The 25292-nt window shown below is 58.2% G+C and carries 19 protein-coding genes; 11 read left to right on the top strand and 8 right to left on the bottom strand.

The genetic code is table 11. From position 1 onward, the window contains the following. Positions 1–8: 8 nt before the first annotated feature. Positions 9–836 (top strand): isocitrate lyase/phosphoenolpyruvate mutase family protein, encoded by an 828-nt coding sequence (locus HY010_14925; protein ID MBI3477023.1) that lies wholly within the window; start codon positions 9–11, stop codon positions 834–836. A 674-nt stretch (positions 837–1510) separates the two neighbouring features. Here the strand turns inward: HY010_14925 and HY010_14920 are convergent. Next, a complete protein-coding gene (locus HY010_14920) occupies positions 1511–2620 on the bottom strand; it encodes a hypothetical protein (GenBank protein ID MBI3477022.1) in 1110 nt (369 codons plus the stop codon). A 1230-nt stretch (positions 2621–3850) separates the two neighbouring features. Then, entirely contained in the window at positions 3851–4204 is a 354-nt protein-coding gene (locus HY010_14915) for a hypothetical protein (GenBank protein MBI3477021.1), read from the bottom strand. Positions 4205–4593: 389 nt separating this feature from the next. On the opposite strand from HY010_14915, the gene HY010_14910 reads away from it, so the two are divergent. From HY010_14910 to HY010_14900, 3 genes are all read left to right on the top strand, one after another. Further along, a complete protein-coding gene (locus HY010_14910) occupies positions 4594–5643 on the top strand; it encodes a hypothetical protein (protein MBI3477020.1) in 1050 nt (349 codons plus the stop codon). Positions 5644–5967: 324 nt separating this feature from the next. Further along, positions 5968–7461: a tetratricopeptide repeat protein gene (locus HY010_14905; protein MBI3477019.1), complete on the top strand. Its 1494-nt coding sequence runs from the start codon at positions 5968–5970 to the stop codon at positions 7459–7461. An 88-nt stretch (positions 7462–7549) separates the two neighbouring features. Continuing rightward, positions 7550–9274 carry a CRTAC1 family protein gene (locus tag HY010_14900; GenBank protein MBI3477018.1) on the top strand — a complete coding sequence of 575 codons (1725 nt, stop codon included), beginning with the start codon at positions 7550–7552 and terminating at the stop codon, positions 9272–9274. A gap of 229 nt (positions 9275–9503) precedes the next feature. Here HY010_14900 and HY010_14895 read toward each other — a convergent pair whose 3' ends face one another. Then, positions 9504–10493: an aldo/keto reductase gene (locus HY010_14895; protein ID MBI3477017.1), complete on the bottom strand. Its 990-nt coding sequence runs from the start codon at positions 10491–10493 to the stop codon at positions 9504–9506. 156 nt (positions 10494–10649) lie between these two features. Here HY010_14895 and HY010_14890 point away from each other — a divergent pair, with 156 nt between their 5' ends. Next, entirely contained in the window at positions 10650–11162 is a 513-nt protein-coding gene (locus HY010_14890; protein ID MBI3477016.1) for a DinB family protein, read from the top strand. A 270-nt stretch (positions 11163–11432) separates the two neighbouring features. On the opposite strand, the gene selD is transcribed toward HY010_14890, so the two are convergent. Beyond that, positions 11433–12482, bottom strand: coding sequence for a selenide, water dikinase SelD (gene selD / locus HY010_14885; protein ID MBI3477015.1), 1050 nt, complete (start codon positions 12480–12482; stop codon positions 11433–11435). 104 nt (positions 12483–12586) lie between these two features. Here selD and HY010_14880 point away from each other — a divergent pair, with 104 nt between their 5' ends. After that, positions 12587–13357 carry a hypothetical protein gene (locus HY010_14880; GenBank protein MBI3477014.1) on the top strand — a complete coding sequence of 257 codons (771 nt, stop codon included), beginning with the start codon at positions 12587–12589 and terminating at the stop codon, positions 13355–13357. Positions 13358–13465: 108 nt separating this feature from the next. Next, positions 13466–16318, top strand: coding sequence for a protein kinase (locus HY010_14875; GenBank protein ID MBI3477013.1), 2853 nt, complete (start codon positions 13466–13468; stop codon positions 16316–16318). Positions 16319–16437: 119 nt separating this feature from the next. On the opposite strand, the gene HY010_14870 is transcribed toward HY010_14875, so the two are convergent. From HY010_14870 to efp, 4 genes are all read right to left on the bottom strand, one after another. Continuing rightward, complete coding sequence (locus HY010_14870; GenBank protein MBI3477012.1) at positions 16438–16941, bottom strand: DUF2393 family protein; 504 nt, start codon at positions 16939–16941, stop codon at positions 16438–16440. A gap of 666 nt (positions 16942–17607) precedes the next feature. Beyond that, positions 17608–18144 carry an adenine phosphoribosyltransferase gene (locus HY010_14865; protein ID MBI3477011.1) on the bottom strand — a complete coding sequence of 179 codons (537 nt, stop codon included), beginning with the start codon at positions 18142–18144 and terminating at the stop codon, positions 17608–17610. Continuing rightward, positions 18145–18447: an acylphosphatase gene (locus HY010_14860; protein ID MBI3477010.1), complete on the bottom strand. Its 303-nt coding sequence runs from the start codon at positions 18445–18447 to the stop codon at positions 18145–18147. Positions 18448–18587: 140 nt separating this feature from the next. Further along, positions 18588–19148: an elongation factor P gene (gene efp, locus HY010_14855; GenBank protein MBI3477009.1), complete on the bottom strand. Its 561-nt coding sequence runs from the start codon at positions 19146–19148 to the stop codon at positions 18588–18590. Between the two features lie 433 nt (positions 19149–19581). Here efp and HY010_14850 point away from each other — a divergent pair, with 433 nt between their 5' ends. From HY010_14850 to HY010_14835, 4 genes are all read left to right on the top strand, one after another. After that, positions 19582–21570: a hypothetical protein gene (locus HY010_14850; protein ID MBI3477008.1), complete on the top strand. Its 1989-nt coding sequence runs from the start codon at positions 19582–19584 to the stop codon at positions 21568–21570. Further along, positions 21567–23813, top strand: a complete 2247-nt coding sequence (locus HY010_14845) for a carboxypeptidase regulatory-like domain-containing protein (GenBank protein ID MBI3477007.1) — start codon at positions 21567–21569, stop codon at positions 23811–23813. The genes HY010_14850 and HY010_14845 overlap by 4 nt, the downstream gene beginning before the upstream one ends. A 102-nt stretch (positions 23814–23915) precedes the next feature. Next, on the top strand, positions 23916–24209 hold the full coding sequence (locus HY010_14840; GenBank protein MBI3477006.1) for a YtxH domain-containing protein: 294 nt from the start codon (positions 23916–23918) through the stop codon (positions 24207–24209). Positions 24210–24524: 315 nt separating this feature from the next. Beyond that, entirely contained in the window at positions 24525–25052 is a 528-nt protein-coding gene (locus HY010_14835; GenBank protein ID MBI3477005.1) for a hypoxanthine phosphoribosyltransferase, read from the top strand. Positions 25053–25292: the final 240 nt, after the last annotated feature.

The following is a 25292-nucleotide window of genomic DNA, read 5'->3' as shown; positions in this document are numbered from 1 at the left end:
ACATCCCTATGAGTTCGCAAACCGAAAAAGCTCTGCAGTTCCGGCAGTTGCATCGCGGTCCACGCGCACTGGTGCTGGCTAACGTGTGGGACGTGGCCAGCGCACGCATCATCGCTGCGGCTGGATTTCCAGCGCTGGCTACGACTTCGGCGGGCATTGCGTTTTCGCTGGGCTATCCCGACGGCCAGAAGATTTCGCCCGAAGAAATGATTGCCCGGATCGCTCGGATCGCCCGCGCCGTGGACTTGCCGGTTTCCGCCGATATCGAGGCAGGCTATGGGCGGACACCCGAGGACGCAGCACGCACGACACGCGCGTTAATTGATGCGGGAGCCATTGGAATGAACCTTGAAGATCGGACAGGCGATTCGGACCGGTCGCTGCTCGAGATTCCCGTGGCAGTCGAAAAGATCAAAGCGGTGCGCGTGGTCGCTGCCGAAATGCGCGTGCCGATCGTGGTCAATGCCCGCACCGACGTGTACCTGCAGGGAGCGGGCGATCCGAAGATCCAATATCCCGAGGCTCTCCGCCGGTTACTCGCGTATCGCGATGCCGGCGCGGATTGCGTGTTCGCCCCCGGCGTGACTGATCCGGAGACAATAGGACGGCTGGTGAAAGACCTGCAATGTCCAGTGAACATTCTGGCCATGCCGGGATCGCCGACGATCCCCGAACTCGAAGCGCTCGGCGTGGCGCGGGTGAGTCTGGGCTCAGGGCCGATGCGCGCTACGCTCGGACTGCTGGTGCGAATGGCCGAAGAACTGAAAGCGTCCGGCACGTATAGTGCTCTCGACAGCGGAGTGCCGCATGCCGAGATGAACAAGATGCTGGCTTGAACAGTTTGCGATAACTCCGCGATATTTCAACAATTAAGCGAAAGACTCGATCGATTGAAGAAATCGGGTTGCAGTTTCTGCCCAGACTTGGTTGCCCACACATATCACGAGTCGAAAACCGCTATCGACCTTGAAACCGTCCGTGGGGATGGCCCAAGTTGCAAAGAAATCGAGCGCTACTTCTAAGGATTGATCGTTGTGCCAAGTAGTCATCACATGGTCACTTCCGGTCGGCCCGACGAATCTACGCTCGTCAATGTCGTCCATGACTATAACCTCGTCCACGATGTCGTGAAACCTCTCGCAGCCGGGGCCCCAAGCACAAAAGTAGACCATCCCTCTGCTCAGAGCCGCTGAGGTAAATTCGGAAATCGCATCGGTGCTAGTGGCGCTGCTATCGGCGGCGACAAATAGACGAAACCGGCTAGAGGGCAATTGAAGTGGTGCGGACCATTTCAACTCTGGCAATTGAATTACTGCGAAGCGTTTCACCTCTGCCATGAACGGTAGCGTATCACCACTTTTGACTAACTGTTATTAACAGGTTACGCATTGGCTCTTTGCCGACTGCGGATTGGCGGGCGGCCAAGTTAACTTTGGAGGGTGCCCCTCGAGCGTCTGGGCCACCCGCCCAAGGCATGGAAGTTGAAAATGGAACGTGTCAGCAGTGAGGGTCACCGTTTCGCCGGCGGCAGTTCCCGGGATGCTCTTTCGATTCCGGCGATGAGATTGGCTAAGGCCTTACGGAATTGCAAGGGGTTGGAGACAGTGAGAGTAACCGGATGCAATGGTTCGATAACCTTCGAAAGCTCCTCCCAGCCAAACACTGCATCAGCGCGATGCCTAAGGTTGTAGCACAGGACCCCCGGCAGTCGCGAGGGGTTTACCCGTAGCCTTTCGGCCCTCTGGACGAAATGGTACGACTCACTGACGATGATGAGAACGTGCAATGGCGCGGGATCGGCTATCTGGCAAGCCTTCGACGTGTCGGATAACTGTTCCAGACTATGAACAAAGAACGCTGGCTCCTGGGACTCGCCAATAAGCACTTTGGCATCGTTCGCATACGGTGAAATGGGGTAGGGAGGCATCGCTTTTGCAACCATCGCCCAGTCGACTGTGCGCGCGTCCTGGCGATCGGGAAGAACAATGCGGCTGAAAAGATCAAGCGCGCTGGCGCGAACGCACCCCGATTTCAACCGCATTTGCGATAGCACATTGCTGATGGGGACCAGCTCCGATAGGTAGGACATCGGATTTACGACGACGATGTCAACCAGCACTGGATGAGCATTCGCCACGGTCAGCCGAAGTTCTCCCTCACCCAACGGCCGGGGATACAGACTGACCACGGAAGAGATTGTGGTTTCGGGTGGTAGCCGTGTGAGTGCATCCGAGGTCAGGAACTGTACTGCTGGCAGATCTTCTTCGATGCCCGGCAGAGGATCACTCCCGGGTGTGCTTACGTGAAGGTCCCCTCTCCAAAGATTTCCGCGACGATGAACGGAGTCGTAGGCCATGACAGCGATCTTGTAATCGCCTGCGCGGACAAACAGGTGGGTTGTGGACTGAAGGCCATCTTTCGGCGAAGCGTCGGCAGGAACATGAAAATGGCCATAGGACTGACCGGGAAGCCAGTGTCCATCTTTGTCTGACAACCTGACGACCAGGTAGAGATCGTTGAAAGAAGCGCCCGCCCGAATCAAGTCGGCAACACGAAAACCAATTCCGACTCGAACATAATGCCGCTGCTGAAACGTCAATTCGGTCTGGCTGAGTTTCACGCGCCACGGGAAGTCTTGGCGTTCGGGTCCATTGAACCAGGTTTCGGCGGGGCCCTCTAATGGTGGGTTGATTTCAGTGAGGGCACACGGGGCCGCGCAGAGAATCGTGGCGACGATGCAGCAATGAAGTCGACGGCGAAAGACAACATTCACGACGAGCAGAATTCTACTGCGAAGTCTCCAGATAGTCCTAACGACTCCCGCAGCCAGCAAAGCCATATTCGCTAAGTGGTCCGACCTATTTGAAGAGTCAATATGGGTGACTCGACACGTTCGAGACCAGAGGGTGGGAATAGAGCGAAAGCAATGGAATCCCATTCGTCGGAAAGCGTTAAGACCCCGAAGAAAGCAGCAAACATCTGCCAAAACGACCAGTGATAGACCCGCAATTTGGCTGCAGCGACCACCATCCCAGCGAACACTGCAGCTCGAATCGCTGCAGACATCAATCGAAGCCCGCGCCACCGGTTCACTCGAATGGTCTCGCCGCAGTGAGGGCAATCAAAGAGCATGCGGGTGATCATGCGCGAATCCAGCGCGCCACTGCAAGCGGGACAGCGAAAAACCCTTTGTAATTTCATACTCTTCGCCTCGGAAAGTATACGCCAAGGTATCTCGTTGGCTGCTCCAAGTCCTAGATAGGTGACGGAAACTGGCGACTACACTCATGGAGTCGTCCGCATCGGAGGCCTACGGGTGGCCCAGTTAACTCCGGAGGAGGGGTGCCCCTCGAGCGTCTGGGCCACCCGCCGATGTTACTCCAACAAGTGACCCGAGTTGCCATCGCGTGTACAATCGCGTCGTCATAGAGTGGTCAAGAGCCAAAAGGATTTCGTAACTAACCCCATGAGACTATTTAGTTCGTCGCCACTGAGTTCGAGACAAATCGCATGGCACATCAAGACTCTCGCCGAAGGTCGCAAGAAGTTCATACTCACGAGGGGATTGGGTTGGGGCCTATTTTGCTTCGTCATAACGACGATCCACCAATGGCACAACAAATTCGGATGGACCCTGCCGCCGCCGCACGAAATCGGCTTTAGCCTCCTTGTCGGGCTGCCTATCTGGCTAGCAGGGGGCTATTGGTTCGGCGCGTGGATGTGGAAGAGGCATTTTCCGGCCGACAATCAGCCGCAGCGGTCTCTCTAGCAAAGCGGTCGTTGTCTTAACGGTTGTAATCAGGCGATTTCACCAACTACAGTTTCTAACCCTCGTCCGTATTGGGCACGCTCAGAGGCCCTTGTCCAGCCATCCTTGGAATGTCTTCGCAATGAAACGAGTGCGCTCAGTTCCTATTTTCATCTGATCCATAGCGGCTGCAATTCGGATGATCGCGTTGCGGAAGATTATCTCGTCGGCGCGGACTGCCGCCTGCATTGTGGAGGGGATGAGGGACACCTCCCAGACCGCTCCTGAGCCTCCCCACATGTCGATACTCGCCAAGTGTGTGTAGTCCGGGGTTGGCGTTTCAAGAGTAGCCAGAATTTCGTCCACCACGGCGGCCTGACCATCGTGACCATACCGGTGCAGGAGTTCAGCAAGTTGACTCAAGTCAGCACGGAGGCTCTCAGGGCGAATATTCATTGGTCGGCCTTTGCAGGATTCTAACGGACCGTAACGTGGCGCGCTGGCATTAAGGTGCTATATCAAAACTTCCAATACGGTCGCATAGTGTTAACGAGTAGCTCCTGAAGATGGGCGTGGTTCTTCGCCGGAAGTTGGTAAGTATGATCGGGAAGCCGAAACGGTATTGCTACAGTGCCATCCTTTTGTCGTACTGCTGGATGGCGTTACCGGCAAAAGCAGAGGTTGACGTTTCTCTTTGTACCTTGGCGTCGCAAGGAATTACTGGCGTATCGTCAAACGCAGTTGTCAAAATACGAGATTGGTATGTACCTATTGCCAAGGACGTAATCCTCCGACTGTCCCTTAAAGATGGCAAGACCGTCTACCACGAAGGGGAGATCGTCCCAATGAACCTCGCCTTCACGTCAAATTCAAATCGGAAATACACGGCCAGCACGCGCCTCGGCGACCGCAGCGGGCGTTTGAACATGGAAACGTTCTGCGTCACCCCCGATGTCGGTCGTGATCTTTTGGAGGACTATTACGGATCCGGGATCTGGAGCAACTTCGGCGCTGGCGGCCTCAGTGCCCCAGACCGCGTGCTGGGCCGCAAGCCCTTGGTCATTGAGGAAGAGCTGAACGAATGGAAGACGCTGCCGCCGGGCAGCTATACATTAAGGGTCGTCAGTCACCGAGTCGACACGCCGCACTCAGTGTCTTCAGGATCTATCATCGGTTTCGTCTTCGTAGTTTCCAACCCCATTTCGTTTCAAGTCATTGCCGCGACCCCCGAATGGCAGGCCAGGCAGCTCACGCTCGCAACTTCCGTGCTCGATCGCTCACACTCGACCGGTGTATCCGTAGTACTGATGGAGCAGGCACAACATGCGGCGCGAATCTTGAGATTCCTCGGCTCGGAGGCTGCAACCCGTGAGCTTGCGCGAAGATTCTGGCCTCGAATTTTTGAGGGAGACGACTGGGATTTCGAAGCGGGCTTGATCGCGTCGCCCCATCGTCAAATCGCTATTCAGGAACTTAACTCGGCAATCGAAGATCCGAGACGGCCGGTTACTCACAACCTCATAGAGACTCTGGCATTACTCGAGGTGCAATCAATCCCGGAGTACAAACTGCCACACTACGACGCCAGCCGCAAGGTTGAGTGGGAGGAGCGCAGAAAGGCCAAAGTGGCAGCCTACGACAAGATCGTCACAAAGCTGCTGCAACGAACTGCAGCCGCGCTGGACAAGAAGTCAGGGCGTGCTCGTACGATTACGGCAGAGACTCTGTCCGACAAGCATCCCGATTTTAAGGAGGTCCCGCTGTGGGACCCTGCTGCCTGGTGGCACGAGATGACCTTCACCTCGAAGATTGCGCTAAGTAGCCTCACGGCGTTGTTCTTCCTAAGCGGTATCCTCGGTCTTCAACGGCTTAAACAGGGGCGATCCGCACACTGATCGGATCAGATCATCGATGCCGCCGTGACTCCTGTTGCGACATTAGTTAGAGAGGCGTTTTTTTGCCCAATCCCGCGACTTGAACAACTCGCCACCAAGCGTGTACTTTTAGGTACCAACCTGGGACATTCGGCTTTGATCCACACCCCACTTTCCCGGTCTTCTAACTTCACTCTCTGGGGACGGTCTGCGCGGGGCGGGTGCCTTTTCCTGCTTGCCGTTTTGGGGTGCCTGCAAGCCAGCGCGCAACAGAAGCACTCGTCACTCGTCGACGAATTTGAGCCGCGATTTGCCGCTGTGAACTTGGCGAAGGAGGCGGGAGACATGCCCGCTGTCGCTGCCGCCAGCGAGAAGATCGTCGCCCTCGGACTCCGCGAAATGGGAAAGTTGCGCCTCTTTGAAGCCGCATATCCCGAGGCCGCCCGGTTCTCCCGCAGGTCCCTCGAGTTCGAGGATGTTGCCGATGCGCGCGTCGATCTCGCCGCGGCCAACTTGTTTACCAGCCGGTTGGACGAAGCACTCAAAGAGATCGGCCAGGCTCTTGCCGCCGATCCGCGCAACGCCGCGGCCTGGACCATTCAGGGCCAGGCGCAGGTCAAGAAAAAGGACTACCGCGCCTCGGTCGAGTCTTTCCAGAAGTCCCTCGAGATTCGTCCTGACCGCGAAACCAGCTACGGTCTCGCCAGTTGTTTGCTCCGATTGAAAGAGAAGGAAAAGGCCGCGGCCATTTTCCAGCAGATCACGGTGGCGTCCGGTGATCGCAGCAGCCTGCATCTCTTGTTCGGCGTCGCTTATCGAAATGCCTCCCTGTATGACGACGCTATCCGGGAGTTCCAACGTGCGCTCTCACTCGATCCAAAGGTTCCAAACGGCCACTACTTTCTCGGCCTGACCTACTTGATGCAGAACGAATGGGTGCTCACGCCGGAGGCCCGCCGCCAATTTCTCGAGCAACTGCGAGTTGACCCTGGAAATTCTTTCGCGAACTATCTCCTGGGCTATACGGCGTTCAGTTCGAACCAGCCGCAGGAGGCGGATCACTATCTGGGGGAGGCGGCGAGATTGAATCCGTCTTCATCGGAAGCCTGGCTGTACTTGGGACTGAATGCCTACCGCCGCAAGGAAAATCAGAGCGCGGAGCGGCTCTTCCGCAAGGCAATTGCACTCGCCGAGCGTAGCGGCGTAGACGCTCACACCGATATCCGGAAAGCCTACACCAGTCTTGGCCGGATCCTCATTGCTTCCGGACGAGCGGCGGAAGGGGAGCGATACTTCGAAAAGGCGCGCGCGATTCAGCAAAAAATCATCGCCGACAACCAGGAAGGCAGCGGCATGGGTGATTCGGGTGGATCCGGAGTTTCTTCAGCCGATGTCCCCAGCCTTGCGCAAAACGAGCCGCCGGTTCCTCTGGGAGCGACGGGCAAGGATGCGGCCACGCCGTTAGGCAGCAACGCGCTGTCGCACGCCAAGCTGACGCAGGACCAGAAGAGACAGGCAGCGGCCCAGGAGGAATTCTTGCGTTCTGTTCTGGGCGTTGCCTTCAATGATCTGGCCACGATCGAAGCAATGCAGAAGCGGTATGCCGTAGCTCTCGGACACTACCAGGAAGCGGAGGGATGGGATCCCAAAGTACCCAACCTGATGCGCAATCTCGGGTTCACGGCCTATCGCGCCGGGAACCAGCCAGAAGCAATCCGGGCCTTGCGAAAGGCGCTGGCACTTGCTCCGGGTGATGATGCGGCTCGCTCGGCTCTGCGAGAACTGGGGGCGACTGTCCCCGCGCAGGTTCCGCAAAAGAAGGAAGACAAGAAGCCATGAACTTGAGCGCGACGGACATCAATTGAATCCGCAACCATTACGTTGCATTCGCGTCCTACTCGTCGGCGCAGCGGTGCTGCTTGCACCGATGGCTTTGAGTCAGGAGCAGCATCCGGCCGCGCCTCCGCCGCCGCCGAACGCCAAAAAGGTTCAGTGCAAAGGACGTCCAGTACCGCAACTGGAGGACATCACGGAGAAGGCCGGTATTCGCTTCCGGCATACCGCCAATCCGCTGAGCACATACATTGTCGAGTCGATGAGCGGCGGCGTCATTTTGTGGGATTACGATCGCGATGGCTGGTTGGACATCTATTTCACGAACGCGCCTACCGTCGAGATGGCCCTGCGCAAGGAATCGGCTCGGGGAGCGCTCTACCATAACAACCACGACGGCACGTTCAGCGACGCGACGGACAAGTCAGGCCTGGCAGCGCCTTGCTTCGCCATGGGCGGCGCAGTGGCCGACTACAACAACGACGGCTGGCCAGATCTGTACCTGACGTGTCTCGGCGGAAATGTGCTGTTTCGCAACAACGGGGATGGCACGTTTACGGATGTCACCGCGAAAGCCGGCGTTGCGGACGGCCGCATGTCTGCGGGTGCGGCTTTCGGAGATTACGACCGCGACGGATTCGTGGACCTGATGGTGGCCAACTATGTCGACTTCCAACTCGACCATCTGCCCCCGTTTGGCGGCAAGTCACTCTGCAAATATCGCGGTATCGATGTCTATTGCGGACCGCGCGGATTGAAGGGCGCGGGCGATTCGCTGTTCCACAACAACGGCGATGGCACGTTTACCGACGTTTCCAAGGCCGCCGGCGTGGATGACCCACACGGTTACTTCGGTCTGGGTGTCGTTTGGGCCGACTTCAACAACACCGGCTGGCCTGACATCTACGTGGCCAACGACACGCTGCCTAACTTTCTTTACCGCAACGACGGCAAAGGCAAGTTCACTGAGATGGGACTCGAGTCCGGCACCGCGTTGAGCGAGACGGGATCTGAGCAAGCCTCCATGGGAGTTGCTCTCGGCGACTACCTGCACAATGGCCGTCCTTCCCTCTACGTAACAAATTTCGGCGACGACTACAGCGACCTGTATCGCAACGACGGGAACTGGATGTTTACGGATGTCTCCTATGCTTCAGGGGTAGCCTTGCCCTCCTTTCCTCTTGTGAAGTGGGGCGATGCATTCGTGGATCTCGACAACGATGGCTGGCTGGATCTGGTGGCGGTGAGCGGTCACGTTTATCCGCAAATGGAAAAAGTTCCTGCCAGCGGTGGTTACGCGCAGCCGAAGCTGCTCCACATGAACCAGAAAGATGGCACCTTCTGTGATGCCGGCAATCTGGCCGGACCGGCTCTGCAAGAAAAGCGCGTGTCACGGGGCCTGGCGATCGGGGATCTGTTCAACGACGGCAATGTGGACGTCGTGGTGGAGGATCTCGATAGCGCGCCGATGATCCTGCGGAACCACGGTGTTCCCGGCCGGCACTGGGTGAGTCTGGAACTGGCGGGTACGAAGAGCAATCGCATGGCAATCGGGGCGCGCGTCAAGGTCGTCGCCGGAGGGATGACGCAGACCGACGAGGTTCACAGTGGCGGTAGCTACATCTCCCAGAACGATTTTCGTTTGCACTTTGGGCTGGGGTCGGCAGAGAAGATTGAGTCGCTGGAGGTCCGCTGGCCTTCCGGGAAAATTGAGACGATCACGAACCTGGCCGCCGATCGCTTCTATGCTCTGCTGGAAGGGGAAGGGATCGTTCCAGCCGAGCGGATTCGGCCGGTTTCCCGTGACACTCCCAAATAGTTTGACACGAACCTCGGGTGACCATTGGAGTCTTTGAAAGACTACCGAATGGTTGATGGGATCGTGGCTCATCACGAACCGCGAACCAGAGTCCGAGTCTACTCATGGTCGGCTTCCACGCGTTCCGCAACTGCGCCGCTGAGTAATGGGGAATGAACAGGTTTGAGATGCACTTTCTTTCCCATTGACGCCTCGTCACAGTAAACGCTTCTTCTCCAACCAAGCCGGATCAGGCGTTCACCAGGTTCATCATGGCCTCGGGATAACGCAGTCCGGCTGCTGCGTCCAATGGAAACACTTCGTTCAGGCGGCGGAGGTCTTCGATGGTCAGGTCGATCTCCAGCGACCCGGCGTTCTCCTCGAGATATTTTCGGCGTTTGGTGCCGGGGATGGGGACGACATCGTCGCCCTGCGCCAGTACCCATGCCAGCGCAAGCTGCGCGGGTGAGCACTCCTTTTCGCGAGCCATCAGTTCGACCTGTTTCACGAGGTCGAGATTCTTCTGGAAATTTTCTCCCTGAAAACGGGGTGAGTTGCGGCGATAGTCGTCGGCCTCCAGGTCTTCGAATTTCTTGAACTGGCCGGTGAGGAATCCGCGACCGAGCGGACTGTAGGCTACGAAGCCGATTTCCAGTTCGCGGCAGGTGGGGAGAATCTCCGCTTCGGGGTCACGGGTCCAGAGGGAATATTCCGTCTGCAATGCGGCGATGGGATGGACTTTCACGGCTCGCCGCAGGGTGGCGGCGCTGGCTTCGGACAGACCGATGTAGCGAATCTTCCCTTCCTCCACCAGTTCGGCGAGTGCTCCGACGGTTTCTTCGATGGGCGTGTTGGGATCGACGCGGTGCTGGTAGTAAAGGTCGATGTGGTCGGTGTCCAGGCGCTTCAGACTCGCTTCGCAAGACTGCTTCACATACTCGGGACAGCCATTTACGCCTCGCGCCTGCGGATTCTTCGGGTCACGCACGATGCCGAATTTCGTGGCGAGGACAACTTCATCACGGCGGTCGCGAATCGCGCGTCCGACCAACTCTTCGTTCGTATGCGGGCCATAGACGTCGGCCGTGTCGAGAAAATTCATGCCCAGTTCGAGCGCGCGGTGAATGGTGGCAATCGATTCGCCGTCATCGCGACCGGAGTAGAACTCCGACATGCCCATGCATCCGAGGCCGAGGGCGGGAACTTCGAGGCCGGTGCGGCCGAGCTTACGGGTCTTCATGAGGGCTCCTTTCGGGGAGGTAGCAGGGTTCAAGGAGTGGATCGTCGGCTTCCAGTTTAATCGATTCGTGGACCGGCGTGCCCGTTGCGGGAAATGGTGAATCGGGACGCTTCTCTGCGGCATCATTTCCGTGACAGGCAAAACTCTGGAGTCCTCATGAAACAGGCACCCATCTGGTTTGAGCGGAAGTTCGAGTTCACGTTTCCGGTCGAGTTGCTTCCGAATCTGTGTGCGCGGTTGCGTGGCACACCGGCGCGGATCGAGGAGTTGGTTCGCGGGGCATCTCGCGAAGTTCTGGCGAGGAAGCCAGGAGAAAAGTGGTCGGCGCAGGAGCATGTAGGGCATCTGCTCGATCTGGAGTCACTGTGGCTGGCGCGTGTCGATGACTTTCTCACCGAAGGCGCGGAACTCACTGCCGCCGACCTGACCAACCGCCGGACGCACGAGGCGAATCACAATGCGCGGCCAATTGAGGCGATTGTGGCGGAGTTTCGCGCATCGCGGTTGCGGCTGCTAACGCGCATCGAGGCAATGAACTCGGCGGACGTGGCCCGGACAAAACTGCATCCGCGGCTGCGGCAGCCCATGCGACTGGTGGATCATCTGTATTTTGCCGCCGAACACGACGACCATCACCTGGCGTGGATATGGGCGTTATTGCAAGGATGACAAAGGACTTTTGGGTGGCGCAGCGGTTCACCGCTGCGGTAGAGGCGTTTGTTTTGAGTTCAGCCCCCGAGATGTGCACCGCGTAATACCCGTCGGTGACGTCGGCCCGTGGAGAGACCGCGGGAGAAATGCAATATGTTGAGCGCTCTGCCCTCAGCGGATCGAGCCGCATTCAATCAGGGCGCTTACCGCAGCGGTGAACCGCTGCCCCACCCAAAAACAAGGTCAACATCGGCATTTATCAGCAGCTCAACAGATCGGATCGACCACTCACAACACTCGAATCAAAGGCTTTGCGGCTTCCATCACATCGCCGACGTGGCGCGCGGGAAATCCCAAGTCCTCCAACTCGCGCACGAACCCTTCACATTCGTGGGGCGCGATTGAGATGAAGAGTCCGCCGGCGGTTTGAGGATCAAAGAGCAGCGTCTTGAGATCCTCCGGAATGTTCGCCTGGTACTCGACCACACATTCGGCGAACTCGCGGTTGGCTTTGAGGCCGCCGGGAATGTGCCCGGCGCGCACGCTCAACAGGGCTCCGGGCAGCAGGGAAAACTGGTTCGAGAATAGTTGCACCGAGACGTGGCTTGCCAACGCCATTTCGCGGACATGCCCAATCACACCAAAGCCGGTGATGTCGGTCATGCCGTGCACCTGATATCCCTTGTTGGCGATGAGTTCCGCAGCTTTCTTGTTAAGGGTCGTCATGGAAGCGACCGATGCCGCGATCCAGGCTGGATCGGCCGCGCCTTTCTTGATGGCCGTCGAAATCACACCCGTGCCGATGGCCTTCGTCATGACGAGAGAGTCTCCCGGCTTCGCGCCGCTGTTGGCGAGAACTTTTTGCGGATGGATGAGGCCGGTCACGGCGTATCCGAATTTCGTCTCCTCGTCGCGAATGCTGTGGCCGCCGACGACGGTGCATCCGGCTTCGATCATCTTCGAGAGGCCGCCCGCGAGGATCCGTTCCAGGATCTCGAGATCGGATTTTTCGGGAAAACAAACCAGAGCCAACGAAGTCAGCGGCTTTCCGCCCATGGCGTATACATCGCTGAGCGCGTTGGTGGCGGCGACCTGGCCGAAGGTATAGGGATCGTCGACCATGGGAGTGAAGAAGTCGACGGTCTGCACCAGCGCATGCTCAGGCGTGAGTTGGTACACGCCCGCGTCGTCGGCATGGTCGAAACCGACCAGGACTCTGGGATCTTCCTGTCGAGGCAGTTTGCCCAGCACTTTGTCGAGCAATGCCGGGCTCAGCTTGGAGGCGCATCCACCGGCTTTTACGGTCTCTGTGAGGCGAACTGGTTTTGCTTCGGACATGGGGAGATTGTAAATGGAGGTAGGGAAGGTCAGAGTCCAGTACACTCGTTGTCTCGACTTGGCGAACGGGTGGCGCAAGCTTGTGCTAGCGCCTGATTTCGACAGTGATTGCGACCACGCATCTACAGAGTTACATTGTCGAGGTGAAACTATTCGTGCTGTTGCTCCTCGTGGCGGGTTCTCTGAACGCTCAGGAGGGCTTCGATAAGCCATTGAAAAGGACCGTCGTAGACCTCGGCCCCTCCCCGTACTACAGGCCTAGTCAACACGTTAGGAAAAAGCTGACGTGCTACTACTATTCGAGCTTTGCCGTGAAACAGTACGACGAGGGGCAGAAGGGTGCGGAGTGGTTGTCGATTGTTCCTTCGACACAAGCGGCATGCGTATCGAGACACAGCAAGGATGAAAGGGTTTACATCTCCCCGGAGTGGAGCGGGTACTTTTGGGGCGTAAAGGCGACGTTTGTTTTCTTTAGTGCTGCTGACGGTGACGACGGGGGTGTACCATTCGGGGTCTTTGATGTCAGAACAGGGCGAAAGCTGTTTGAGGACTCTTCGTTGCTTGAGTACTATCAGAAGAAACTGCGTATCAAACATGTCTTCAGTATCATGAAGGGGACTGACCAAGTTCCCAGCTTGACCTACTTCCGCGTCGTGCGTGCCGGTTGTGACTTAAAAACAGAACAGTCGGATTGCTGGAACAGAGTCAGGACAGACTTCGGAATAAAACAAGCGGATAGCCCCAGTTGTAGCGGCTATGAAAAGGCTGATGGAATCTGGGAATCAGCAGTCGTGTATCCAGTGTCTGTCCTGCTAACGAATTCCCCCCAAATCAAAGTCGTAGACGGCCCTGTCTTCTGTTGGCCGACGAACTAGTCCGCGGTATTTGGCGAAAGATCGCCATTTGCACCAACACCCCCCTCGCGTTGACGCCCCGCCCCCGCCTCCGTAAGATGAAGCGTCCATGAGCAGCCGTCTTCCCGCATGATCGGCCAAACTATCACGCACTATCGCATCGTCGAGAAGCTGGGCGGTGGCGGGATGGGCGTGGTTTACAAGGCCGAGGACACCTCGCTCGGGCGCTTTGTCGCGCTCAAATTCCTTCCCGAAGACGTCGCGCAGGATCCGCAGGCGCTGGAGCGATTCCGCCGCGAGGCTCGGGCCGCGTCGGCCCTGAACCATCCCAATATCTGCACCATTTACGAAATTGGCGAGCACGAAGGCAAGCGGTTCATTGCCATGGAATTTCTGGATGGCATGACGCTCAAGCACCGCATCGCCTCCAAGCCGATGGAGATGGAAACGGCTTTCTCGCTGGCTATCGAAATAGCCGATGCCCTCGACGCCGCGCACAGCGAAGGCATTGTGCATCGCGACATCAAGCCGGCCAATATCTTCGTGACCAAGCGCGGGCACGCCAAGGTTCTCGACTTCGGCCTCGCCAAACTCACTCCCGCCACCGGCAAGGACGCGGCCGCCATCGAAGCCACGGCGGGCGTCAGTCAGGAATTTTTGACCAGTCCGGGAATGGCCGTCGGCACGGTGGCGTACATGTCTCCGGAGCAGGCCAAGGGCAAAGAACTCGATGCGCGCACGGATCTGTTTTCCTTCGGTGCGGTCTTGTACGAGATGGTCACCGGCTCTGTCCCTTTTCGCGGGGACACCTCGGCGGTCATCTTTGACGCGATCCTGAATCGCGCGCCGGTGCAGCCGTTGCGGCTTAATCCGGATGTTCCTGCGCGGCTCGAAGAGATCATCAACAAGGCGCTGGAAAAAGATCGCGATCTGCGTTACCAGCATTCGTCGGAGATCCGCAGCGATCTGAAGCGGTTGCAGCGGGACAGCAGTTCTGGACATCGGCCGGTGGCGCAGCAGGAATCGGGAGACAGTCCCGCACAGCCTGCCTCGGCATCGGCATCGGTGTGGCAACAAGCGCCGGCCGCGACGAGCGGAAGCGGCCCTGCGGCTATGCAGGCCTCGTCTGGCACAGCGATGTCGAGTAGTTCGAGCGTGTCCGCGGTAGCGAAGCAGCATAAGGTCGGCGTTGTCGCCGTTGCGGCTGTGGCCCTGGTGCTGCTTGTTGCTGGAGGTTTCGGGATCTACTCGCTCCTGAGCCGCAGCGGCCCCATGCCGTTTCAGAATTTCACGATCACGCAGGTCACGAGCACGGGCAAGGCTCTGCAGGCTGCGATTTCGCGTGACGGCAAGTACGTTCTGAGCGTGCAGGACGACAACGGCCTGCAGAGCCTGTGGCTGCGGAACGTTCCCACAGGCAGCGACACGCAAATTGTTCCTCCCGCATCTGCGGTCTACGGCTCGCTCGCCTTCTCTCCCGACGGCAATTACGTCTACTTCCGCAAAGCGGGACTCGGCACCCAGACGGAGTGGGACTTGTTCCGTACTCCGGTGCTGGGCGGCACGCCGCAGGTAATCGTGCGGGACGTCGACACGCAAGCTGCGTTTTCACCCGACGGCCATCGCATGGCATTCGCTCGCGCCAACGACCCCGAAGTCGGCAAGTGGCGTTTGGTCAGCGCGAATCTCGATGGCAGCGAAGAAAGCGTGCTGCGCATTGCAGACAGCGTCGCGACCGAGGATTTTCCGCGCAACATCAGCTGGTCTCCGGACGGCAAGAAGATCGTCTACAGCGTATTCACGCTGGGCGATGTGCTTGGCACCATCAAAGTGTTTGATATCGCGAGCAAGCAGGTCGAGCCTCTGGTCGCTTTCAAAGATGAACTGGTTCACGAAATCTCCTGGCTACCGGACAATCGATGGCTCCTCGCCAATTACCAGGAGAAAGGGCCCAGCTATTTCCGTCCGCAGATCGGCGTTGTCTCCCGCGGCGCACCGATGCAACCCGTCACCCGTGACACCAACGGGTATCAGACGCTCACTCTCTCCGCGGATGCCAAAACCGCGGCCACCGTGCAAGTGAGAACTACGCGCAGCCTGAGCGTGTTTTCCAACCTGGGAGGCCAGGGAAAGACGCAGCCGGAGCCCCTGGCGCAAATTCCGGAGGCACGCTCGGTTGCCTGGACTTCGGACGGCAAGCTGCTGGTTTCCGACGGGCAATCGATACAACGGATGAACAGCGATGGTTCGCAACAGACCAGCGTACTCAACGATCCGAATTCGTGGATGGTGGATATGGCGCGCTGCGGTGATCGCTATATCGCGATCCCCTGGGCTTTCCACGGAGGCACGAACCGGGCCGGCATCTGGCGCGCCAATGCCGATGGCTCCAACCCGACTCAACTCACCAAGGGCACATTCGATTACTACCCGGCGTGTACGCCCGATGGAAAATGGGTCTACTTCGGCGGGGTGGCAGGCCCGAAGTTCACGAAGCGGGTGAGCACCGACGGCGGCACGCCCGAACCGGTTCCCGGGACCGATGTGCCGGGCATGTATGGAATCGGTGCGGGGCAAGCCATTTCGCCGGACGGAAAGCTGCTGGTGGTGAATGCGGAAATGAGCCCTCCCGGCGAACCGGGAACCGTTCTCAGCATGCTCGCCCTGATCACCATCGAACCGGGTGCGCAGCCTTCCACGCGACTCGTGAAACCCGATCCGCGCATCGCCGGTGGAGGTGGATCCGGCGCCTTCACGAACGTCATCAGCTTCACTCCGGACGGGAAATCAGTCGCTTATATTGTTCGCGACAAGGGAGTCGATAACATCTTTGTCCAACCTCTGGATGGCTCGCCCGGTCACCAGATAACTACCTTCAATGCGGAGCGCATCGCTGAATTCGAATGGTCGCCGGACGGAAAAATGCTCGCCGTCGCCCGCACCCACAATACTTCCGATGTGGTGTTGCTGCGCGAAAAATAGGATCGTGTGGGTCGGACATTCTTGTCCGACGCGGTTGAAGTTGATCTTGTTCAAGCAAGGCAATCAGAAACAACCCCAACCTCAACACTGTCGGACAAGAGTGTCCGACCTCCACAGGCTCACCTGGTTCTTACGTCCGTGAACACCATCTCCGGATAAGCATGGTTCCATTGCGCGGAGATGCTTTCGAAAGTGAGACGGAACGGCTTGCTCTGGCCGGGGGCGAGAGGAGAGAGGTTCAGATCAACGGCTTCGTCGTAGGGGCCAGCGGTGCGGAGAACACGCAGAGGTGTTTCTTCGCGCTGCGCGGTTTGTCCCATGTCGTCTTTGAAGGTGACTTGCACGACGGCATGGATGACCGTCTGGTCGCCGGTGTTGGTCACGGTTCCGTCAAGATAGCTGACGGTTGCGCCTACGAAATTCTGGGCAGCACTCGCTTTCAGTTCCGAGAATTTCAAATTGGATGCATACGGCGGTGGTGGTGCAGGCGGCTTCTGCTGAGAACGAAGAACCAGGACGAGGATTGTTACCACAACGGCAACAATGAATACGCCGATAAGGATTGGCCGGAGACTGGATTCTTCCGATTGCGTCGTGGAACTCGGTTGCAGCAGTCCGTCCATGCCATGGATTGTACTACTGCGAATTGACGCTGCTCGATGCTAGCGGGGATCGCCGGGTGCCTGGGACGTCGGCACAATAGACTGGCGAGCGGTGTGACTGTCTCTCGACAAAAATCGCAGCGCTTCGGACGCTTTTGAATCGTCTTTTGTTCGCCACTCCGCGGAGGAGATGGGCCGCCCGTGGCGGACTCTCTCGGCGGTACCGTTTAGCGGATGCGTTTCCACGTAGTCCAGTGACGTCGATCAGGGTCGGAGGCCGGAATTCCCAATAATGGAAATGGGTGATTTTTCCCTGCAAACCAGCAATATTTTCTTGGACTTGCGGCATCTGGCGGGAGTACATTGGCGAAACCAATCTTTCACGAATATTTTGAGGTACTTGCGAACAGCAATCGTACGGCACCACAATTGCATCCAATAAAGTGTTAGGAGCCTCCCCCATGTGGCGCAATGACACCGATGAAGTAACGCGTCCGAACTGGACCGCGATTCTCTCTTTTGCAGGCAGCGCACTATGCAGCATGGCGATCTGGGTCGGTTTGATCCGAATCGTCAGAGAGATCGTAAAGTAGGAATTGCGAAGAGAAGTTCGCGCAGAAAGTTTGCCCGGACTAAATTGAAGCAAGAGCCGGCGTAGCCAGCCGCGCCGGCAAGATTCGTTCGTCTCTAGTGGTCGTAACGCAGCACAGAAAAAACGTCGTATCCCGCCAGCTTTTCCCGCCCCTTAAGAAAATCAAGTTCGACCACAAATGCGAGGCCGGTAATCTCCGCGCCAAGCCCGTGCGCTAATTGCGCGGTGGCCGCGGCGGTGCCGCCAGTGGCAAGCAGATCGTCGACAATCAGCACACGCTGACCTTTCTTGATCGCGTCGGTGTGAATCTCGAGCGTGTTGCTGCCATATTCCAGGTCGTAGCTCAGCTTGGAAGTTTCCGCGGGCAACTTCCCAGGCTTGCGAACCGGGACGAATCCGGCATTCAAGCGGTAAGCGAGCGCGGGAGCGAAGATGAATCCGCGGGCTTCCATGCCGAGGACCAGATCCACGTCCTTGCCGATGTAGTTCTCCGAGAGCGAGTCGATGAGCGTGGCGAAGCCGGCTTTGTCTTTGAGCAGCGTGGTGATGTCGTAGAACAGGATTCCCGGCTTCGGGAAGTCGGGCACCTCGCGAATCAATTTCTTCAAGCCATCACAATTCGTGCTCGACATCTACCAGGCTCCTTCAATACGAAATGAATTCAATCCCTTGACGGTTTCCGCTTCCGATTCTTCAACATCGTCGACGCGCGCGGCGCGCGGGCCTTCACGCAGGCGGGAACGCAATCCGGACAACTGGTCGCGCGTACCCATGGCCAGCACTTCAACAGTTCCATCGGAGCGGTTGCGAACCCATCCGGCAATTTTCAGGATGTGCGCCTCGCGTTCGACGAACCAACGAAAACCTACACCCTGGACGCGTCCGCGAACCAGAAAGCGGCGGGTTTGGGGAGCGGCGTTTTCGGTGGAAGGCATGGTTGATTGCAGAAGTTAGAAGTCAGACTGCAAGGTAGCTACGAGCTTCGAGCCGCGAGCGAACGGCTTTCTCGTAGCCCGAAGCTCGTGTCTAGAAGCGATCTACTTCTGCAATCTCACCTCTGACCTCTGACCTTTCTCTACGCTCTCGACAGGTACGTTCCTTCCGCGGTGTCGACTTTGATCTTTTCGCCTTCGTTGATGAAGGGCGGCACCTGCACGACGAGGCCGGTTTCGGTGGTGGCGGGTTTGGTCACGCTGGAGGCGGTCGCGCTCTTCAGGCCGGGTTCGACTTCGGTCACGGTCAGGATTACGGTCTGCGGCAACTCGATGCCGACAGCTTTGCCGTCAAAGAATTCCACCTTGATCGGAAGATTCGCCGTCAGGTACTCCACCGCGTCGCCCAGGGTCTCGCGCGTCAGGTGCATTTGCTCGTAGTTCGAAGTGTCCATGAAGTAGTAGTTGTCGCCGTCGGCGTACAGAAACTCCATTTCGACTTGGTCGACGTTGACTTTTTCAATCGGGTCCGGCGAGCGAAATCGTTCCACGAACATGGCGCCGGTGCGCAGATTGCGCAGCTTGGCCTGGATAAAGGCGCGCAGGTTGCCGGGAGTGCGGTGCTCCACGCTGAACACGGAATGCAGATCATCTTTGTGCTTGATGATCATGCCGGGACGCATCTGGGTCGCTGGGATCGACATTGCTGGTTTACATCTCCTTAGGCTGTCTACTTGGAAATTCTCGGCAGCGGGGCGGGAACACGGGACCTTCCGCTGCTCTCGCGGTTAACAACTTATTTTACACAGGGTTGGGGAGTTCGGGGAAGTGGCCGGACGTTCGTCTTCCCGCTGTGCGGTTAGAGGCTTTGGGCTTGGCTCCTTCCCAGATTAGAGCTCTTAACCGCCAAGTGCGCGAAGAACTGAATCGGCTCCGCACGTGCAATCGATCGGTTGTGAGCGCCGCTTTCCTCCCCCGCGACGCCAACAAACAACATCAAGTCTGGCGCAAGTGAGGCGGGTTATCGCGTTCTGTAAGCGGGACTTGTTCCATCCAGTACCGTGGCAGGCAGCTTTCTTTACAGACACGGTCGCCTATGCTTTTCAATAACAACCCTACGCGCAGCAGGAGGAAGTCATGAGGAGAGGGTGCGGTTCGTCACGCTGTAACTCGCAATTTGCCGCGTTTCTGGTCTTACTTGCGGTCTTAGGTGGAGCAGTAACTTGCCTGTCGGCACAAGAGAATTCCCATGCAGCCGGATGGGTCGTGATCTCGGTGGACGACTATCGCTCACTGCGCGCGCGGGCATATCCGTCCGAACGCGATCAGGAACCGCCACCCGTGGAAGCTACCTTGACGCGCGTCGACTACGATCTGCAAATCAATGGAGATCTGGCGACTGGCCGAGCCAGCCTCACCGTCGATGTGCTCAAGGACGGATGGGTGCGAGTTTCAATTCCAGCGGGGCTTCTGGTCAGCCAGGCGCGGCTGGACGGCAAACTTCTCTCGCTCGTGACTGCTGCGCCGGGGCAAAGAAACGAGGGCCACTTGTCGGCTTTGCTTTCGCACTCCGGGCGCGCAGTGTTGCAGTTGGAGATTGCGCTGCCGATTGCGGCCTCGGCGGGGAACGAAAGTATTTCCTTGCCGGCGACCGCGTCGGGAGTGACGCGGGCTTCGGTGCAATTGCCGCGGCAGGGAGTGGATGTCCACGTCGGTGGCGGGCTTCTCACTGAGAAATCCGAATCGAACTCCGGCAGTAAGTGGCTGGCGTATGGACACGGCACCGAACCGCTTACGTTCAACTGGCGGCGCAAAACAGAAGATCACCGCAGCACGCAGCCCTTGCGTATGCGCGGCACACTCACGGAGTTGGTAAGTCTGGGGGAAGATTCGAGTTCGATTTCGGCGGAAGCATCCGTCGAGGTTACGCAGGGCGCGACCCAGGAAGTGCGAATCCACTTGCCGGAGAAAGTCACCATCAACCAGGTTTCAGGGGCAGCGGTGGCGGATTGGGAAATGAAAGCCGGTGAACTGGTGGTGACGTTTCTCGAACCGGTCGAACAGTCCACACGCTTTGTGTTGACCGGGGAAACACGCTTGCCTCGGGACGGCGCGATTGAAGTTCCCCTGCTGCGACTGCTGAACACCGAGCGCGAGACGGGTGGGGCAGCGATCGAAGTATTGGGTGCGGGCGAAATCAAGGATCTGAAATCGCAGGGACTGGAAGAGGCCGACGCCAGCGACCTGGGAGAAATGGTCGCGAACCGGCAATCACCTTCACTGGCAGCTTTTAAGTTTCGTACCGGCGATCCCGCCAAGCGCGCGCTCTCCGTCAATATCGCGCGCTATACGCAACAGGCAGTGTTGCTGGCGAACGTTGAAGAAGCTCGATACCGCGTGCTGGTGAGTAACGACGGAAAAACGCTGGTGCAGGCGCGCTACGCGGTTCGCAACAATCAACGAAACTTCATCAAGATCACGCTACCGCCGGGCGCGTTTGTCTGGAGTGCAGCGTTGTCGGGGAAGCCGATCCGGCCGGGGCAATCGTCCGACGGAAGCTTGCTGCTGCCGCTCGAACGCGTGCGCGGCGGAGAAGAAGCTCCCGAGTTCTCGGTCGAGATGGTGTATTTCAATCGCGGCACGAAGTGGGATGACAAGGGGAACTTCACGCTGGCCTTGCCTGCGCTGGATCTCCCCATCTCGCGGACGGGACTGCTGATCTACTATCCGCCGCTCTATCGAACCACGGTGGAGACGGGAACGTTCCGGGCGGAGACGTATGTGAATCCGACGTCGGCGGTGCTGACGGAAACGCGAGCAGTATATGACCTGCTCAAGTTATCACCGGGAGTTGCCGGTGGCATCGGTGGTGGAGTGTTTCACGGTGCTTTGGTGTCGCCGGAGATCCTGGTTCCGCTGGACAAAGCTGATCATGGCAACCAGGTGCTGGTCGAAAAATTTCGCACGAAATCGCAAGGCGGACGCACGACTGGCATTCTTCCGATTCGGGTTTCGTTCCCCGCGTTCGGTCCTTCGGTATTTCTGGTTTCTGAACTTACCAGCGCGGGCCAGGCGCCCGCCGCGGCGCTCAGCTACGAGCGCGACAAGAAAGCAGGCAAGCGATGAAAACATTTTGGCTGGCACTTTTGCTGATCGGATCGGTCGCACTGGCGGCGCAGGAAAAGAACACTCCTCCCGAGCCGGAGCCGGGCAACGTCACACTCACGCTCGATGAATTCAACCGCTTGACAGAATTGGCAAACAAACCGGCGAAGAAGCCCGAGTTGCCTCCGCAGCCCTATTCGATGAAACGGGCGGAACTTAAGTTCAAGGTGGACAGCGAGACCGTGGGCGGAACGATTCAGTTGCAAGGCGAGGTGCTGAAAAAAGGTGTGGTCAAGGTGCCGCTGTCGTCTGGGATGACAATCCTCGACGCGCATCAGGAAGCAAAGAGCCTCCCGCTGCAACTGGAAAATGGAACGCAGACGGCGGTGTTGTCGGGTCCGGCGGAATTTTCCGTGACGCTTGACGCGGTGCTTCCATTGCGGATCGATGCGGGGCGCGCGGCTGTCAGCCTGCCAGTTCCGTCAGCAGGCAGTACGACACTCACGTTGACGATTCCCGGCGAACATACCGCTGTGAACATCAACCCGGGGCTGATTACGAATCGGAAGTCCGAGGGCGGACGCACGATCATCGAAGCCACGCTGGTTCCGGGACAATCCGCGAACCTGTGGTGGGCGACGCGTGAGAATGCCGCTCCCACTCCGGTGCGCGAAGTGCGCTATCTCGCCGACTTGAAGACTCTGATTTCAGTGGGCGAGGCCGAGCTGACCGTAGCGGCGCTGGCTGACATCACGGTTGTGCAAGGGGATCCGGCGCAATTCGAGGTTGATTTGCCGGCTGGATACGAGATCACCGGAGTTACGGGGGCGTCGCTCGATTCGAGCGAAGTGCAGGCGGGAGTGCTGACGTTGAAAGTGAATGCTGCGAGCCAACGGAATCATGAATTCCTGATTTCCATGGAGCGGTCGCTGGCATTGGCATCGTCCAAACTGGACGCTCCCTTCCTTAGTTTCAAGAACGCACAACGCGAGACCGGAGAAGTACTCGTCGAAGGTTCCGGCACACTCGAACTGACCGCGACCGAAGGTGGCGGCCTGAAGCGTATGGACGTAAAAGAAACGAATCCATACTTGCGTGGGCTGGCTCACTTTCCTCCGCAGGCGGCATTCCGCTATCACAAGCAGCCCAGCGAAAATCCAACATTGGCGCTGGAATGGGTACGCTTTCCTGACAGCAGCGTGCTGGCAGCAGTGGCCGAAAGCGCGGTGGTGACGACAATGGTGACGTCCGAGGGCAAGTCGCTTACGGAAGTCCGGTTACAAGTCAGAAACCAGGCACAGCCGTTCCTGAAAGTTGCTTTGCCCGCGGGCGCCAGCATCTTGTCCGCGGATGTTGCTGGAGAAAAGGTGAAGCCGGTCGAAGGCCCGGACGGTAATCGCGTTCCGATGCTGCGGCCGGGATTTCGTCCGACGGATGCTTACACGGTTTCCTTCGTCTTCATGCATTCGGGCGCACCGTTTGCCAAGAAGGGCGGCTCGGAGTTGTCACTGCCGCGCATGGATGTCCCCATCACCCTTGTGCAGTGGGAAGTATTTCTTCCCGAACAATTCAAGGTGAAGGATTTTGGCGGCGATGTCGTGTCCGCCGAACTGGTGCCAGCGGCGTTGCAGGAAGGAGTAGCGCTGGGGATTTCCGGCGTGGACAATGAGGATGCCAGGCTTGTGCCTCCTCCTGCACCGCCTCCACCTGCGTCTGCACCATTGAACCTCTCTCTCCCGGGCCAGTTGGGAGGCATCGTGGTCGATCCCAGCGGAGCGATCATTTCCAATGCACGCATCACCGTCACTTCGACGGACACGGGAGCGGTGATGAATGCGGTGACGAATTCGGGAGGGGAATGGCAGCTGTTCGGTTTACCGTCGGGCAGGCTGAAGGTAAAAGTTGACTCCCCCGGCTTCAAACCAAGCGTACAGAATTTCGCCTACGATGCGAACCGGCCGGGTCCGGTGAGCACTGTATTGAACGTGGGCACCACAATGGAGACAGTTGAGGTGACCAGTGAGTCTCTTTCGCTCAATGGCCGCAACTACTCGGAGTTCACGAAGCTTGAGAGCAGTGCGAAGAAGCAGGCTCAGCTCGCGCAGAATTCGCCCTCTTCGAATGTCATGAACCTGCAGCGGCGGGTCGCGGGAGTGCTGCCGGTTGCAGTGGACGTCCCCCATGCCGGAACCGCATTCCATTTTGTGCGGCCTCTGGTGGTGGACGAAGAGACCAAGGTCACGTTCGGGTACAAGAGCAAGTAAGGGGGCCCTCAAGGGATCCGCGATTGAGGCGATAGGGTATCCATGTCCCAAGGGTCGCCCAGCGGCGCGCCGAGGGGCTAAAATAAGACTTTGGAGGTTTTTATGCGCATTGGAAAATATGAGACGTCGGAACGCAGCAATGTCGGCACCGCTGTCTCCTTCCTGCTGATCGGTCTGGGTGTGGGCGCCGCCGTGGGACTATTGCTGGCGCCGAAGTCGGGCAAACAGCTTCGCAAGGATTTACGCCGCTCCTACGACGACACGCTCGACACGATTTCCGACTGGACCGACGAAGCGAAGGAACGGTTCGAGGAAGCAGTCGAGAAGGGCGCTGACTTTACCGAGGAATTGCGGTCAAAGGCGGAGCCGTTGTCACGGATATTGCGGCGCGACTAGGGCGCCCGTAATTTCAGGGTGAGAGTGTCGTCCCTGGCGGGACTCCTTCCCATATTTTGCTTACCCGGCACTCCCGTGCCGGGCTTTCTCTTTCCGCCGCTGCGCGGCTGGGTCATCCCAATTGCGATATTTTCTTCCCTTTCCTCTCTGATTGAGCCCAGCAGGTCCTTCCCCCTCGGCTCGCTCGGGGTCAGGATGACAATTCTTATGGGGACAGTGGTGTCTGCAGATTGGGGATAGGGGCACCAGCGAAGAGCTAACCGCTAAGTGCCAAGTGCTGTTACTATTCCTCGTTCCGGAGGCGCCACTCCACTTATGACCGCTTTGCCCAATACAGGTTTGCGCCAGGTCATTTCCGCCGATCAAATCCAGAAAAGAGTTCGCGAACTCGGACGCCAGATTTCCGACGATTACCGGGGTGAAACGGTGATCGCTCTGGGCATCCTGGAAAATGGGTTCATGTTTATCGCCGACCTGGTGCGCGCGCTGGAAGTGCCGGTGGTCTGCACCTTCATCAAGCCACGCTACAAGCAGAACGCGGGCGAAGGGGCGATGCTGGAAATCTTCTTCAGCCACGAACTGGCGATCAAAGGCAAGCACGTTCTGCTGGTCGAAGGACTGGTCCACTCGGGCGTGACGACGGAATATCTGATGAGCGACCTGCGCTCACGCGGCGCGGCTTCCGTAAAACTGGTTACGCTGCTCGACCGGCAATCCGCCAGGCGGGTGCCGCTGCAACCGGACTATTTCGGGTTCCTGGTAGATGACGCGTTTCTGTGCGGATACGGGCTGGGCTCTCCGGAGCAGACCGGCCGGAATTTTCCGTATCTGGCGGCAACGTAGAGGGCTTGTAGCGCCGGCACCTTGCCGGCTGTCGTGGGGGCGCCCCCGCCCGCACAATGGAATCCCCAAGCCTGCAACGCGTTTGAGTTCCCACTACTGGAACGGGATATTGTTCGTGGGTGCGAGGGCAAGTTGCCCTCGCGACTGCCGGCGGGGCGCCGGCGCTACGTTCGGCGGCTTACCCTCGTGACTTCTGTCACCTCCTCCTGGTTCCCCGTTTTTCCGTGAAAAGGTCTAGAA

The organism is Acidobacteriota bacterium (genome assembly GCA_016196065.1).
Lineage (GTDB): Bacteria > Acidobacteriota > Terriglobia > Terriglobales > Acidobacteriaceae > Acidiflorens.
The sequence above is the reverse complement of the archived record's forward strand: the minus strand, read 5'-3'. Positions and strand labels throughout refer to the sequence as shown.